This window comes from Pantoea sp. CFCC18179, from assembly GCF_059412405.1.
In genome coordinates this window covers 90,075-104,658 of record NZ_JBNBPM010000002.1, presented here as the reverse complement: position 1 = coordinate 104,658, position 14,584 = coordinate 90,075, and the positions used below count along the sequence as shown (strand labels likewise).

The window sequence follows — 14,584 nt, the reverse complement described above, 5'->3', positions numbered from 1 at the left end:
ATGAAAGCATTGAACGCTGTCGCCATTCTACTCACCGCCATGATGCTGCAAGGCTGTGTTGCCGTCGTTGCTGGCGGCGCCGCTGTTGCCACCAAAACCGCTACCGATCCGCGCACCGTAGGTACGCAGGTTGATGATGGCACGCTTGAGCTGCGCGTCACTAACGCGCTGGCAAAAGATGAACAAATCAAAAGCCAGGCGCGCGTCGTCGTAACCGCTTATCAGGGCAAAGTACTGCTGACCGGCCAATCACCAACGCCAGATCTGGCGAGCCGTGCGAAACAGATCGCCATGGGCGTTGATGGTGCCACCGAGGTGTATAACGAAATCCGTAGCGGCCAGAAAGTCAGCCTCGGCACCTCGTCATCTGATACCTGGATCACCACCAAAATCCGCTCACAGCTGCTGGGTAGCGATCAGGTGAAATCTTCGAACGTGAAAGTAACCACCGAAAACGGTGAAGTGTTCCTGCTGGGTCTGGTGACACCACAGGAAGCGCAGGCAGCGGCTGATGTTGCCAGCCGTGTCAGCGGCGTGAAACACGTCACGACTGCCTTCACTATTCTCAAATAAGCGCGTTTAGCTGCATAAAAAAGGGTTCATGCAAAACATGAACCCTTTTTTTATCGCTGCGATTAGCGTGACTTGCGACGCCTCACAAAGATCCCTCCGCCAACCAACAAAAGTACTACCGCCGCTGCACCCGCCATCATGGCATACAGCGTATTGGTCGGATTGGCTCCGCCAGCACGCAAGGTCGCGACACGCTCGGGAGTGATAGTGACATCAGGATTGCCAAAAGTGCCTGTAACAAAGTTCGCAATCTCTGACACCTCGTCATCACTCAAAGTATCGCCCATCGCAGGCATCAGGCGAGTATTGCCCTGCGTGGTAATACTTACACCATTAAGAATGGTCGCCACCAGATTATCGCCGTTACCACCGACCGCCGAGTTGTGCACCAAAGAGGGCCAGGCGTGATCTGGCGTACCTTGGCCATTAGTTTGATGGCAACTGGCGCAATTCGCGCTATATAGCTGTGCTCCGCTGGTTAACTGGGCGTAGCCTGGCTGGTTTTTGTGATACTCAATGCCCGGATTGTTGGCGCGTAAAGCGGGCTCAAAGTTCTTGCCGTTACCTGCCCAGCTATAATCCGCTTTGAGGTCTTTCGCATTGCGAATCGGCGGCGTGGCTTTCAGGTAAGTGGCGATAGCGCTGATGTCTTCATCGGTCAGATATTGCAGGCTTTTCTCAATCGCTTCCGCCATGCCGCCCGCCGCCTGACCTTTATTGGCGACCGCGCCGGTACGCAAGTATTGCACCAGTTCCTGATGCGACCAGCCACCGATGCCGCTAATCGGATCCGAGGTGATGTTCGGCGCATACCATGCGCCCACCTCGCCGCCCGCCAGCGCCTTGCCACTCTCTTCACCCATAGCGATGTTGCGCGGCGTATGGCAAGCATCGCAGTGCCCCAACGCATCAACCAGATAACGCCCACGATTCCACTCCGGACTTTTACTCTCGTCGTTAACCCGCGGTTTGCCGTTGGCAAACAGCATATTCCAGCCAAACATCAGCCAGCGCTGGTTAAACGGGAAAGCTAATTGCGTCGCAGGCGGCGCGGCGTCAACCGGTTTCACGCCCTGCATGAACCAGAAGTAGAGTGCGTGCATGTCGTCATCACTGATTCCAGTGTAGGAAGGATACGGCATCGCCGGATAGAGATGTTCACCTTTGGCATTCACGCCTTCGCGCACCGCACGGGCAAACTGCGCTTCGCTGTAGTCGCCAATGCCGAACTGTTTGGAAGGCGTGATATTGCTGGAGTAGATCTCACCAAACGGTGAAGCAATCGGCAATCCACCCGCCAGCGGTTTGTCGCCAGAAACGCTGTGGCAGGCGGCGCAATCTGCGGCGGTCGCCAGATATTGGCCGCGCGCCAGCAGCGTGGCGTCAGCTGATGTATCCGCAAATGCCGTGCTGCTCAGCAGCAGCAGCGCCAACCCGGTAATACCGCATCGAATCCCTGTTTTTGGCATCTTGGCTCGCCTCCGCTTATCCATGAAGAAGCTCTGATTTAATGGTGTCGGCCACACGCAATGCGATGGCGGCAACCGTCAAGGTTGGGTTGCCGGTGCCCGTCGAGTTGAACACCGCGCTGGAAGCAAAATAGAGATTCTTTTGTTCGTGCGAGCGGCACTCTTTATCACACACCGAGGTGGCCGGATCGTTGCCCATTAACGCGCCGCCCATCGGGTGATCCTGTGCGGCAAACTTGAGTGGATTATTGGCATCGGGGATGTACAAAATATCCGTCGCGCCCATGCCACGGAAAATGTCGTCATACATCTCAATGGTGCGGCGTGCACTCTTGCGTGTGTACTCATCAATCAAGTAATAGACTTTAGGGAACGGAATGCCGAGAACGTCTTTTTTCTCCGACAACGTCAGGCGGTTTTCTGGGTTTGGCAGCACCGCATGATGGGTTGAAAGCTCAATGCGGTGTGCCGCGCCATGACGAATTTCTTCATCCAGGGCTTTGCCGACCAGGCCCATACTCAACGCACGCTGCGTGGCGTAGGTGGTTTGGTTGGTGTCATCAATGCGGGTAATGGCGGCGGCCATTTCACTGCGCCACGGGCCGTCACGTAAACTGTCAATCGCCGCGGTATGTTGCGGCCCTTGCCCCATCCACACCGGATCGCGCGTAGTGAACTGCACTTCCGTTCCCGCATGTTCCATCATATAGCGCCCAACCTGATCGGTTTTATTCGCCAGGCCATTCGGATTCTTGTCGTCTTTCGACATCAGCAACAGCTTCACGCTTTCGATGTTGTGCGCGGCGAGGATGAAAGCTTTGCCGGTCACGCGATAACTTTTCTTGTTGGGATCGTAGAAATGAACCGCTACCACTGCGCCGTTGGAAGCATCGGTTTCGATGTAGTAAACCACCGAGTTTTCCATCACGCGCGCACCGGCTTTTTCCGCTTTCAGCACGCTTTCCATGCCGTTATACATCGCACCGATCGGGCAAATCGGCATGCAGTTGTTATTACCACCGCAGGCAGGACGGCCATCATACGGCTGAACGTTGCGCGCTTCCGGTTCGTGGATCAGACGGTAATCGGTGTATTTTGCCACCGCGTCGGCGAACACCCGGCTGGTATACGTCCAAGGCATTTCTGGCATCGGATAAGGTTGGCTACGCGGCGATCCCAAATCCACGCCGCCACGCGACGGATCCGGGCCGCACACGCCCATCGCCAACTCAGCACGGTAATAATAAGGTTCTAATTCGGCATAACTCACCGGCCAGTCGCGGCCCACGCCATACATCGATTGCAGACGGAAATCGTTCGGCAAATGTCGCCATGCGCAGCCCGCCCAGTGCCAGGTGGTGCCGCCGACTAAGCGCAGATAATCGGTTTGATATGCGTAACCGTCTGGGCCATCGACCTGTAAATAGTCCAACGCGGTGCCATCAACATCGTTGAACGGCGCCAGCGCCCAAGGTTTAGGTGGATACGGTGTGGTTAATGCGCGCGTGGTGGCGGGCGCATTGCGGAAGTTCTCCACGATTTCGCCGCGTGTGACGCGCGGTCCAGCGTCCAATACCAACACCGATAAACCGCTGCTTGCCAGCTCCAATGCGGAGAGACTGCCTGCAACACCTGCGCCGATAATCACGACATCGGCTGAGAGTGCTTCTTCCTTGCTCATAAAAGTGATCCAAATGAATTGATAGTGACTGTTTTTAAATTATTTTTTACGCAGGGTTCGGTGGCTGGGAGTTCGCCCAATTCAATGGGCCACCGCGCGTATAGCTTGGCGGGCTGAGCACATCGTGCGTTGGCCGATACATCAACGCGCCTTCGTAGGCATAAGTGCGATGGTCAACAATCCCGGTATACCGGGCCGCTACCATGCTGTGCACGGTGGCCAGCAATTGCGGCTGTTGGCCGCTTTTCAGTGCATCAACCAGCGATTCAATGGTGAGATTGGCCTGAGTGGTGACCATTTTTGCCAGCACGCGCAAGTGTTCATCCAACGCAGGATTGCCGGGTTTTAACGCGGCATACAGCGCCGCACCGGTTTGTGGCGATAAAGGTTCAGCGCTGATTAACTGCGATACCTGCATAAACAAACCAAGTTGGTCGATTTGCGCGGCAGCCCAACCGGCAGAAACGGGGGAGATAAGTGATAACGTTGCCAGCGCGACGCCTGCTGTAACAAAGCGGCGACGGCTTAATCCCGCTGGCGGGTGTGCAAAACGCATGAGGAGTTCCTTTCGATAGCAACACATCGATGTGTGGTTTGTTGCTGGGGATAATGTGAAAGCCCGCGGGTTCCAGCGGAATTTTAACGTGAGTACACCACGCGAAAATGCAGTTCTGGCCTGAGAGATCTGTAGGGGAGAGATGAATATTTGTCGGATGAGGCTTACAGCGAAAATTTACGCACAAAAAAACCGATCGCCACAGCGATCGGTTCTTGTTGATTCAAGAGTGTTTTCCTAGCGGAATCAAACTGGAATATCAATCACCAGCGCACGCAGCGGCGTGGTGGCTTGCAGCGTAATCTGCTGCTCATCACTGAGAAACGCGCCATCGCCACAGCCGAGTGGTTCTTGATTGGCGCTGCTGGCTTGCAGATCCAGCGATCCATGGATCGATTGCAAGTAGGCGCGCGGTCCATGCAACTTCACGCTGCACTGCTCGCCCGGCGCTAGCGTGATCTGGTGCACCCACACTTGCTGGCGTAGTTGTAAGCTGCCCTCCGCACCATCGGGTGAAGCGATCAGCACGCTGGTTTTCTGCGGCAGTTCGAGTTTCTGCAACAGCGGATTTTCCCGATCCGGGCAGGCGGCTAACCACAGTTGCATACGCGTCAGCGGGCGATCTTTGCTGAGGTTAATTTCGCTGTAATTCACGCCCTGGCGCGCCGAAAGCAGCATTGCTTCGCCTTCCTGCGCCACAAGATGATTCCCTTCGCTATCGCGATATTCGGCTTCACCTTGCAGCACCAGATTCAGCACATCCACCTGCGGATAGCTTCGCGGTTGAAACGCCGCGCCTGGTGCAAGAATTTCCTGATTGAGCACGCGCAATGAGGCGTAGCCCATCAATTTTGGATCAAAATAGTGGCCAAATGAGAAGCTGTAGCGCGCCTGCAACCAACCGAAATCGGCCTGGCCACATGCGGACGCGCAGCGGGTTGTCATCATGATAATCCTCCGACGCGCTGCGGTGAGATTCGACCGCAGGCTTTATAAGGATCATGGTAAAAGTCTGGACGCCGGATTGTAAGCCAGTTAATCTGCCTGGCATGTTCAAATTTACTGACAGAGAATCGGCATGGCAAAAGACCGCGCGTTAACCCTTGAAGCTTTACGTGTGATGGATGCTATTGACCGCCGTGGCAGTTTTGCCGCCGCGGCCGATGAACTGGGCCGCGTCCCTTCTGCGCTGAGCTACACCATGCAGAAGCTGGAAGAGGAGTTGGATGTGGTGCTGTTTGACCGCTCTGGCCATCGCACCAAGTTCACCAACGTAGGACGTATGCTGCTGGAGCGCGGCCGCGTGCTGCTGGAAGCCGCCGATAAACTCACCACCGATGCCGAAGCGCTGGCGCGCGGCTGGGAAACCCATCTCACCATCGTCGCCGAAGCGCTGATTCCCACCGAACGTCTGTTTCCGCTGGTTGAGAAGCTGGCAGAAAAAGCCAACACCCAGATTTCGCTGGTGACTGAAGTGCTGGCTGGCGCGTGGGAACGATTGGAACAAGGGCGCGCTGATATCGTGATTGCACCGGATATGCACTTCCGCGCCTCGACGGAGATCAACACCCGTAAGCTGTACAGCATGATGAGCGTGTATGTCGCCAGCCCGGATCACCCGATTCATCAGGAAGCCGAGCCGCTGTCTGAAGTGACGCGCGTGAAATATCGCGGCATTGCGGTGGCCGATACCGCGCGTGAACGTCCGGTGTTGACGGTGCAATTGCTGGATAAACAGCAACGTCTGACGGTGAGCAGCATGGATGATAAACGTCGCGCGCTGTTGGCCGGTTTGGGCGTGGCAACCATGCCGTATCCGATGGTTGAGCAGGATATTGCTGAAGGTCGTTTACGTGTGGTGAGCGCCGAATATACGCGCGAAGTGGATATTATTATGGCCTGGCGTCGCGACAGCATGGGCGAAGCCAAGGCGTGGTGCTTACGCGAGATTCCGAGATTGTTGGCGAAGCGCGGATAGGTTTAGCGGTCACCATTAATGGCGCCCCTACGGATTTGGCGTGTTTTGTAGGGTCACCATTTATGGTGAGCTGGTTAACTCCACTCCAATCACAACCTACTCAAACAATCGATCGCCACCGCTTTAAAACTGACGAAATCGGCGCAATCTCGCAGCCGTGCCGTGGCCCTTTCGCGCAGGAAAGTCACGAACAAATCGTAAATCGCCATCGCCTCTTCATATTCGCTTTTGCTGATTGCCAGCAAGAAAATCACCGAGGCCGTTTCATCGCCCCAACTCACGCCATGCGGTGCCAGCACCGTATACACCACGGTTTTCTTCGCCAATAAACCCAGTGAGTGTGGCAGCGCGATGCCCTCACCTAACATAGTACTGACAATCGCTTCGCGCTCTTCCACCGACGGGCAAAAATCCGCATCGACATACTCTTCGGCTTGCAGCTGATCGCACAGCAGGCGGAACAGATCAGCCTGCGCCATCGGCTTATCCAGCACCATAAAATGCTGCGCGTCGAAGTACTTCTCCAGCATGTAAGGACGGGTGCGATCCACCAGCACCAGCTTGCCCAGTTGCTCAAGCTGAAACTCGGTGGGGAATGGCGACATCACCACAATCGGCTTGTTCTTTTCCGTCAAACGCGCGGTGGAGATTACAAAATCTTCGTCGATATGTTGGCGTAGTTCGTAGTCACGTTGCGACAGTCGTGCGGTGACGACAAGTTGCGGGTATTTGCGTAGCAACAGCGCTTCAATCATGCGTAACGTCGAGTTGCCGCTGTCGCAAACCAGCAACACCTGTGGATGTCGTTGATAGCCGACATCGTAATGTCGCTCCAACCCGACGCCGATGTGCAGCACCAGAAAACCGATCTCGTTCTCACTGATGGTGTAAGGGGTGTATTTTCCCCAGCTGGTGACCGCGGCCAGCGTCACATCGTAGGCCATTGGATAGTGCTGCTTGATGTTGCCGAGCAGTGGATTGGGAATGTGAATCTGGTAGCGCACCCGCGTAATCATGGTTTTGATATGGGTGAGCAGATCGGCGCGCAACTGTTCATCGTGTTGCAGCCGATAGTTGTAATGGGTGTTGATATAATTCAGCAGGTAATCGACCAGCGCATCCGCGTCATCGGCATTGATGGTGCTGGGTGCCAGCGCCTGAATCTGGCGCGCGGCGATGTTGACCCGCAGCCAATTCTCTTCCGCCTGAGAGATCGGTTTGCCGACCAGCGGACGCATCAGATTGACCAAATCATGTGCCGCTTCACGCACTTCCTCGCCAACATCTTCCGCGCCGGGATCGTTAAGCGGGAAACCTTCGCTAATCCGTCGCACCGCCACCGCGCAGTAGATTTGCAAATAACGATCGCCTTCATCGCTGAGGCGAATCGCATGTTGGGCAAAACACTGTTGCAGCAACGGTTCGAGCTGCTCCAGCATGCCGCTGTGCAGCGCTTCCACCGTCAGCAGCGGACTATCCGGCGTTTCCTGATCGATCTGCCACAGCAAGTCGGTTAAGCAAGTACGAATCGCCGCCTCGCTACCGAACAGCTTCATGCCGTAATGCGGTTTGGTTTCGATATTGAGGTGATAACGGTTCAGCCATTCGCGCACTTCCGCCATATCACTTTGCAGCGTGGCGCGACTGACAAACCACTCTTCCGACAGATCTTCCAGCTTGATGGAATACGCCGCGGTGAGGAAACGCGTTAGCAGATAGCGCACGCGCTCCTGCGAGGTGCGCGGCACCCGCAGCGGCGTGGCACTCTCTGCTTGCAAGCGGCCAAAGCGCGCCGCATCGTCAATCTTCAGTTGATATCCCGCGCCACGCGCCAGCACGAACTGCGCGCCATGCTGTTCCAGCAGCGCATTCAGCGCGGTGATATCGGTGCGCACCGTGCGCGTCGAAACGGAAAAGCGGCGTGCCAGCTCATCCTGCGGCAGCGTTTCATTTTGCAGCGCAGCGAAAAGCTGAGTCAGACGCTGATTGGGAAATCTCACGGAGCCTCACCTGTTACTAAATTGTTACAGCAGTTTCTTGCACGTTGCCAGAAGCTGGCGCACATCGTCAATACGCGTGTCGCCGGTTGCGCTATCTATAATCGAACTGTAGACGTGCGGAATCACTTTGCTGACACCCGCATCGAGCGCAATACGTACAATCTCTTCAAAATTGTTGAGATCGATGCCGCCAGTAGGTTCCAGCCAGAAGTCGTGGCGTGCACAGGCTTCCGCCACTGCACGATACTCATTCACCGCTTTCAGTCCGCCCATCGGGAAGTATTTTACCGAGCTGCCGCCCATGTCCTGCAACATGGCGATGGCGCTGTCGATTGGCACAATGGCATCAGCACCTTGCGAACTGCGCGGCCCGGTAGAAATCTTCACCCTGCCCGGCGTGCCGGTTGGTGAGATCAAACCATTGACCACCGTTTGATTCTGGCCGAGCAGCGCTCGGCTGGTCGCCACGCCGGTGAATACCTGATTGACGTGCTGGGGTTGCAGCACCGCAGAAATTTCACTCACCATCGCCGACTGATTAGGATCGCCCGCGCCCAAACCCACCGACAACGCATTGTCGATCAATGCCGCGTACTCGCGCATGTCGGCAATCGCCTCTTCGTTGCTGGCGTAGTTTTTTGACAACACGCCAACCAGCACATGACCTTCCGCCGCTTGCCAGATCTCTTTGGCATTTTGCTTTGATCCGGCCAGCACGTTCAGGCACAAACGGCCCTGATAGAAATTCGGGTTCAGACTCATGCGCGTTTTCCTCCGCTGATTAACGCCTGGATACGACTAAAGATGATGTGTAGCTGATCGGCGCTGACGCTGCGCACATCGGCCTCAATGATGCCTTCGTTGGCTTTGTAGCCACGGAAATAGATGGCGATGTCGCCGGTTTTCAGTGCCTGCACCAGTTCGCCGGTTGGCCAGCCGGTTACCGCTTCATCGAACTTGATTTCAGCGCGCGCGATATCACGTCCAGCGGCATCCCACACCACGCGGGCGGTAACGCCGTTGAGCGTGTTGAGGTTGTCGATAAATGGCGTCATGTTTGCCACCATTTCCGCGCCGGTGGTTTTGGCGTTAACCAGATAGTTTTCAATCGCCTGGGTCAGCCCAAGAATGCCCTCTTTGCCGACTTTCATTGCGCGGCCAATGCCATTGCTTTGACGTTTTACCCACTCAACGTACTGTGTGCGACCAATGACCAAGCCGCTGGTTGGCCCTTCAATCGCTTTGGCGCCGCTGTAAATCACCAGATCCGCGCCCATTTGGTAATAGCACTGCAAATCTTCTTCAGCAGCCGCATCAACAATCAACGGAATGCCGTGCTTGCGCGCGACAACCGCCGCTTGCTCCACGCTGAGATGACTTTTCTGCACGCAGTGATGTGATTTGATGTACAGCAATGCCGCCGTGGTTGGGGTGATCGCTGCTGCCAGCTGTTCTGGCGAACATTCGTTGCTGTAGCCGGCTTCGATCAAACGACCGCCGCCGAGTGCCACCATAGTGCCGACCGGCGCGCCAAAGTTTACGTTGTGGCCTTTCGGCACCACGATATCGTGCGGCACGCTAAGCGGCGCGGCGTGCAGGTTTTCCAGCAGCCAATCGTTATCTTTAACGATCACCGCCGCCACGCTTTGTGCAATGCCCGCCGAGGCGCAAGACACCACCACCGCATTTTCCACATCCAGCAATTTAGCGATGTAAGCGCCGGTTTTATTGACCAGATCTTTTATTTCGAAATAGTGATTCAGGCCGTAGCTGACGGTTTCCACCACGTCGGCGGACGGCGTGGAAACGCCGAGAATGGTCATGCGGCCAGACGCGTTGATGACCTGCTTCAGGTCATATTTTTCATAAATCGAAGACATGATTCGCTTTCCCTTCATCAGTCAGATGCCAGTGACCGGCGATAACCACGGCCTGCGGCAGAATATGTTGCTCACCCAAAACCCGTTCGCCTTCAGCATCGACGAACGGGCGGGCTTCCTCTTTGACGGTAAAAATGGTCAGGTCGGCGTCATAACCCACGGTTAAGCGCCCTTTGCCGGCCAGTCGCAGGCCAGCGGCAGCATTGGCGGTAACGCATTCGATAATCTGCGGCAGCGTCATGCCAATGCTGAAGAATTTCGACATCACGTGCGCAAGGCTGTGCACCGGGCCGTTAATGCGGTTGCGGCAATAAATGTCGGAGCTGATGGTGTCGGGCAGAATGCCCTGAGCAATCGCCTGGCGTGCCACTTCAAAGCTGAAGCTGGCGCTGCCGTGGCCGATATCCAGCTTCACGCCACGCGCGATGGCATTTTTCACCGCTGCTTTCAGCTCGCCCTGCGGCGACAGAATACGGTTCGGTTTGCCGTTGAAGCAGTGAGTGATGATGTCGCCAGAGGTCAGCAGATCGGCGATCTCTTCCAGTACCGGTGGATTGTTGCCGATGTGCACCATCAACGGCAGATTGCCCGCCGCCTGTTGAATCGCTTTGGCACGAATCAGCGGCTTAATGCCGTTTTCGCCCACCACGCTGCTGCTCATGCGTGCTTTCAGGCCAACAATAAAATCGGGACGGCGTTTTACCGCCTGCACCACCGCATCGCTGTCGATCTGCGCCATATCAGCCAGTTCGTTCTGCGTCACAATGCCGCTGCGCGAGATGTTGATCAGCGCACGCACTTCGGTAGTGGCGGCGCGGGTGATTTGGTAGAAGTCGTCGATATCATCAGCGCCGGTGCTGCCCGCGTCGATCACCGTGGTGACGCCTTGCGCCATGCCGATGGCATCCGCTTCATCGTGATAAATCGGTGACTTGGGATAACAGTGCACGTGGCTATCAATCCAGCCCGCGCTGACGTAAAAACGCCCAGCCAGATCGCGTTCCTGCTGGGCCGGGCCGCTCACCTCACCAACGGCGGCAATTTTGCCGTGCTGGATGGCGATATCCACCCGTTGTTCGTCGCACAAACGCGCGCGGCGCAGAATCAGATCAAACATGCAAACTCCTTTCTTTCAAAGCGCTCATATCGTAGCGACGCGATTTATCGCGCAATAAATTGCGCCGCTACGGATGTGTGCGGTTATTGGGCCGCAAACCACATCACAGCGAAATCGGGAACATCGCACCCAACACCATCGCGCCCAAAATCGCGCCGCCGGTGATCGGCTTATTCCACAGGTAGAACAACAGCGCGCCAACCAGCGAACCGAGACCAATTGGAATCGATGCCGCCATCGCCGACAGGATAATCAGCGGACCGAGGAAGCGACCGGAAGCGTTACCCGCGCCCATCATCACATCAGCGCCGTAAGTCGAATCGCTTTGGTTGATGGTGAATTTACGCGCCAGGATAATCAGATAACCAATCGCTAAGCCCACCACCAAACCGGTTGCCAGCGATGCGGCGAAGTTAGCCACCGGGAACACGATCCCTGCGCCGAGCAACAGCGCCGGAACGCCCAAGCCCACGCCGGTTTGAATCGCGCCGCCGATATCCAAAATCCCCACCAGCGAACCTTCGATGATGCGCGCAAACAGGAAGCTGGCACCAAATGCCGCCACCGCGCCATACACGCCGGTTTCCATCCCGGAACGCAGCATCGAAACAAACGCCACTTCGTTAAACGCGCCAATGCCGTACAGGTAATACATGTGCGTACCGGCAAACACACCGGCGGAGAGCAAGCCAACAAAAATCGGGAATGACCAGTCGGCGTACCAGAACCCTTTGTTTTCGGTTTCGTTCATGCTGATGGCTCCTTATTTGCCGCTGACGCTGTTGTGAATCATATCCAGCCAACCCGGAATACCCAGTTGGAAGGATTGCAGCAGTTTCATGTCGAAACCGCGGAAGAAGCCGCTCAAGGCAAACAGCAGCACAATGGCAAACATCATCACTTTGGTGACTTTGTTCCAGCCGCTCTCTTCCACGCCTTTACCAATCAGGATGCCGAGGACTAAACCTGGCACGGCGTTGCCCATGATCAGCTGCGCTAAACCACCGAAAATCGTGGCCCAGAAGCCTGATTTCTTACCGGCATCAATCGCTGCCAGCCAGAAGATCACTGGCATCACGGTGTTCACCAGCAGGTTTGCCGCCGGAACCAGCACTTTGACTGCGGTAACCTGCAACGCTGCCGGAACCGCCGATGCGGTGCTGTTGAGGAACGCCACCACGATCATGCCGATGATGCCGCAGGCAATCGCCATGCGTTTCGGGTTGTGCAGGGTTTCTGCTACGTTGCGATTTTTTACCATCAACGCCGCCGCGCCCCAGTTCGGCAAAATACGGTGGTCAACGTCCTGCGTGAAAGAGCCCGCAGCAACGGATGATGCCCAAGCGTTAAAGAAGAAGCCGAGACCAAAGGAGAAGTGCGATGCCGGATCGCCTTCGCACGAATTGAGTTCACCTAAGGTACGGAACGCGCCCATACCTTGGGTGGTGGGTGCGTGGAACATACGTGCCGCCCCCGCGCCAACGCCCACACCCACCAATCCGCCAATGATTAACGACTTAAACAAAATGATTAAAAACATGTCGTTGTGCCCTTGTTGTCGTTTTTTTAAGCCGTGATAAATTCCACCTTGTCGGTGTCAATCACGGTGACGCTAACGGTAATTTCCAGCTCGACGCTGTAACTCCGTCGTTCGCGCGCGAGGAAGAAGAACAAGAATTTCTCCTTGCGCACGCTCTCCTGCGCGCGCAGCACCCGCACATCCATGGGTTCAATGCGCAACAGAATCTTTTGGCTGGTACGCAGCACTTGCTGCTGCACCTTACTCAGCGCATCGGCAAAGGCTTTTGCTTTACTGTCGCCTTTGCCTTGCACCGTAACTTGCGTCTCGTATTGCTGTTTCATACTTAGCTGCCGTGTTTTTTGTTCCAGGCCTGAACCAAACGCTCGCCCAGCTCTTCTTTATCCATAAAGCCAAAGCCCAGCACGGTGGCGCCTTCGTTGATGGCGGTCACGCCTTCGTCAATCGAGCGCATGCCGTGTTTGGCTTTGTAGCCATATTTGTTCTGTGCGGTAATCGCACCTGCGCCGCCGCTGCCGCAGAAAGAGATGCCGAAGTCGGCGTTTTCCGCTTTCATCACGTCGCCCAGCTTCATGTCGGCTGCCACGCCCGGCACCACCACCGCACGGCCACCCGCTTTCTCGATGCCCGCTGCTACTTTCTGACCTTTACCCAGACGATCGCCAATCACTACAGTTACCATGTTGAATTCCTCTTATTGATGCTCAATGCTGCACGGATGCTGCTGCCAGACGGGCGCGCTGAAGCACGCCCCTACAGGTGCAGACCTCATTTAATCTTCGTTGGCACGCGCCACTTCTATGTGAACGGATAACAGCCAGGCTTCCTCTTTTGGCAGATTGCCAAACAAATCCACCACCTGCTGCGCCAGCGCCATGGTTTCAGGCGAGATATCTTCAAACAGTTCAGCTTCGACTTCCGGCAGCGCTTCGCCGGTGAGCGAACGCGAGGCCATCGCACGAACATGTGAAGCCAGCATTTGCTGTTGCACGGCGTTGGCTTCGATGTGGTGTGCGCGGTAGATCGCGGCAATTTGGTTCAATACGTTATCCGCCAGCGCCTGAATCGCTTCCGGCGTGCTCTGTTTCAGCGGGACAGCTTCACTCCTCACCTTGTTACTCCTGTTAACAGCGGACAATTACAGATATTTCTCGTTGATAAGAAAGTACGCTTTCCACTTCAGGCTGTTGAGACGCATCTTTTCCACCTTGAAGTGGAAATCCCACGGGCGAGTGTGCGCCAGATCTCAGGACGCACGAAGTGTGCGAAATCGGTCACAAAATGCGTAATAAGTTGAGTAAATAGGGAGTAAAGCGGTGAAGTGGTTACAGCCGAGAGGGAGAAATAAGGCCAGCCAAGGGGCTGGCCGGTGTATCAGCGGAATTTCTTATGGTTGGCGTTGCGAATATCTTCCAGTTTCTTCGCTTCAGCCTTGGCTTCGTCCAGCTTGTTCGCTTGAGCCAATTGATCGACTACATCGATCTGCGCGATCAATGAATCCAGACCGGCGTGATAATCCTTGATCTGCGCGCTATCAGCCGCCTGACCTTCCAGTTTTTCCGGCGTGGATTTTTTCGCATCCGTCGCCGCCTGGCGCATCTTGCCCAACGCGGTGTGCATTTCCTGCGCGTCAGAGGTTTTCTTCACAACGCTCAAACCATCCTTCAGAGCGTCCATATCTTTCTCCAGGTCAGCGGCAAATACGCTAGCCGAGGAGAACAACAGCGAGAGAGATAACATTGCAACGACATGCTTACGCATAAAATTTATCCTTTTTATTGTCGGGCGAA

General features: G+C 55.7%; 16 protein-coding genes. 2 read left to right on the top strand and 14 right to left on the bottom strand.

Annotated features, from left to right (window positions below):
- Positions 1 to 573 (top strand): division/outer membrane stress-associated lipid-binding lipoprotein, encoded by a 573-nt coding sequence (gene dolP, locus ACPUC7_RS05115; RefSeq protein WP_343554431.1) that lies wholly within the window; start codon positions 1 to 3, stop codon positions 571 to 573.
- Positions 574 to 635: 62 nt separating this feature from the next.
- Here the strand turns inward: dolP and ACPUC7_RS05110 are convergent, their stop codons facing one another.
- From ACPUC7_RS05110 to ACPUC7_RS05095, 4 genes are all read right to left on the bottom strand, one after another.
- The gene (locus ACPUC7_RS05110) at positions 636 to 2,042 is read right to left on the bottom strand and encodes a c-type cytochrome (protein WP_494922000.1); all 1,407 of its coding nucleotides are present in this window, start codon (positions 2,040 to 2,042) and stop codon (positions 636 to 638) included.
- A 16-nt stretch (positions 2,043 to 2,058) separates the two neighbouring features.
- Complete coding sequence (locus ACPUC7_RS05105; RefSeq protein ID WP_494921999.1) at positions 2,059 to 3,723, bottom strand: GMC family oxidoreductase; 1,665 nt, start codon at positions 3,721 to 3,723, stop codon at positions 2,059 to 2,061.
- Between the two features lie 46 nt (positions 3,724 to 3,769).
- Positions 3,770 to 4,279 (bottom strand): sugar dehydrogenase complex small subunit, encoded by a 510-nt coding sequence (locus ACPUC7_RS05100; RefSeq protein WP_494921998.1) that lies wholly within the window; start codon positions 4,277 to 4,279, stop codon positions 3,770 to 3,772.
- Positions 4,280 to 4,525: 246 nt separating this feature from the next.
- Positions 4,526 to 5,227 carry a pirin family protein gene (locus ACPUC7_RS05095; RefSeq protein WP_494921997.1) on the bottom strand — a complete coding sequence of 234 codons (702 nt, stop codon included), beginning with the start codon at positions 5,225 to 5,227 and terminating at the stop codon, positions 4,526 to 4,528.
- Positions 5,228 to 5,357: 130 nt separating this feature from the next.
- On the opposite strand from ACPUC7_RS05095, the gene ACPUC7_RS05090 reads away from it, so the two are divergent.
- Entirely contained in the window at positions 5,358 to 6,257 is a 900-nt protein-coding gene (locus tag ACPUC7_RS05090; RefSeq protein WP_343554426.1) for a LysR family transcriptional regulator, read from the top strand.
- An 89-nt stretch (positions 6,258 to 6,346) separates the two neighbouring features.
- Here ACPUC7_RS05090 and ACPUC7_RS05085 read toward each other — a convergent pair whose 3' ends face one another.
- From ACPUC7_RS05085 to cybC, 10 genes are all read right to left on the bottom strand, one after another.
- Positions 6,347 to 8,257 carry a BglG family transcription antiterminator gene (locus ACPUC7_RS05085; protein WP_494921996.1) on the bottom strand — a complete coding sequence of 637 codons (1,911 nt, stop codon included), beginning with the start codon at positions 8,255 to 8,257 and terminating at the stop codon, positions 6,347 to 6,349.
- Positions 8,258 to 8,281: 24 nt separating this feature from the next.
- The gene (dagF, locus tag ACPUC7_RS05080; protein WP_494921995.1) at positions 8,282 to 9,019 is read right to left on the bottom strand and encodes a 2-dehydro-3-deoxy-phosphogluconate aldolase; all 738 of its coding nucleotides are present in this window, start codon (positions 9,017 to 9,019) and stop codon (positions 8,282 to 8,284) included.
- Positions 9,016 to 10,137, bottom strand: a complete 1,122-nt coding sequence (locus ACPUC7_RS05075) for a DgaE family pyridoxal phosphate-dependent ammonia lyase (protein ID WP_343554423.1) — start codon at positions 10,135 to 10,137, stop codon at positions 9,016 to 9,018. Before ACPUC7_RS05075 ends, dagF begins: the two co-directional genes overlap by 4 nt.
- The gene (locus tag ACPUC7_RS05070; RefSeq protein WP_494921994.1) at positions 10,121 to 11,254 is read right to left on the bottom strand and encodes an amidohydrolase/deacetylase family metallohydrolase; all 1,134 of its coding nucleotides are present in this window, start codon (positions 11,252 to 11,254) and stop codon (positions 10,121 to 10,123) included. The genes ACPUC7_RS05075 and ACPUC7_RS05070 overlap by 17 nt, the downstream gene beginning before the upstream one ends.
- A gap of 103 nt (positions 11,255 to 11,357) precedes the next feature.
- Positions 11,358 to 12,005, bottom strand: coding sequence for a DUF4310 family protein (locus ACPUC7_RS05065; protein WP_039331390.1), 648 nt, complete (start codon positions 12,003 to 12,005; stop codon positions 11,358 to 11,360).
- A gap of 12 nt (positions 12,006 to 12,017) precedes the next feature.
- On the bottom strand, positions 12,018 to 12,794 hold the full coding sequence (locus ACPUC7_RS05060) for a DUF4311 domain-containing protein (RefSeq protein ID WP_007892190.1): 777 nt from the start codon (positions 12,792 to 12,794) through the stop codon (positions 12,018 to 12,020).
- A 26-nt stretch (positions 12,795 to 12,820) separates the two neighbouring features.
- Complete coding sequence (locus tag ACPUC7_RS05055; RefSeq protein ID WP_494921993.1) at positions 12,821 to 13,117, bottom strand: DUF4312 family protein; 297 nt, start codon at positions 13,115 to 13,117, stop codon at positions 12,821 to 12,823.
- A gap of 2 nt (positions 13,118 to 13,119) precedes the next feature.
- The gene (locus ACPUC7_RS05050) at positions 13,120 to 13,476 is read right to left on the bottom strand and encodes an SFCGS family glycine-rich protein (protein ID WP_009087404.1); all 357 of its coding nucleotides are present in this window, start codon (positions 13,474 to 13,476) and stop codon (positions 13,120 to 13,122) included.
- 90 nt (positions 13,477 to 13,566) lie between these two features.
- Positions 13,567 to 13,905, bottom strand: coding sequence for a glycine dehydrogenase (locus ACPUC7_RS05045; protein WP_343554420.1), 339 nt, complete (start codon positions 13,903 to 13,905; stop codon positions 13,567 to 13,569).
- A 263-nt stretch (positions 13,906 to 14,168) separates the two neighbouring features.
- Positions 14,169 to 14,555, bottom strand: coding sequence for a cytochrome b562 (gene cybC, locus ACPUC7_RS05040; RefSeq protein WP_343554419.1), 387 nt, complete (start codon positions 14,553 to 14,555; stop codon positions 14,169 to 14,171).
- Between the last annotated feature and the right edge of the window lie 29 nt (positions 14,556 to 14,584).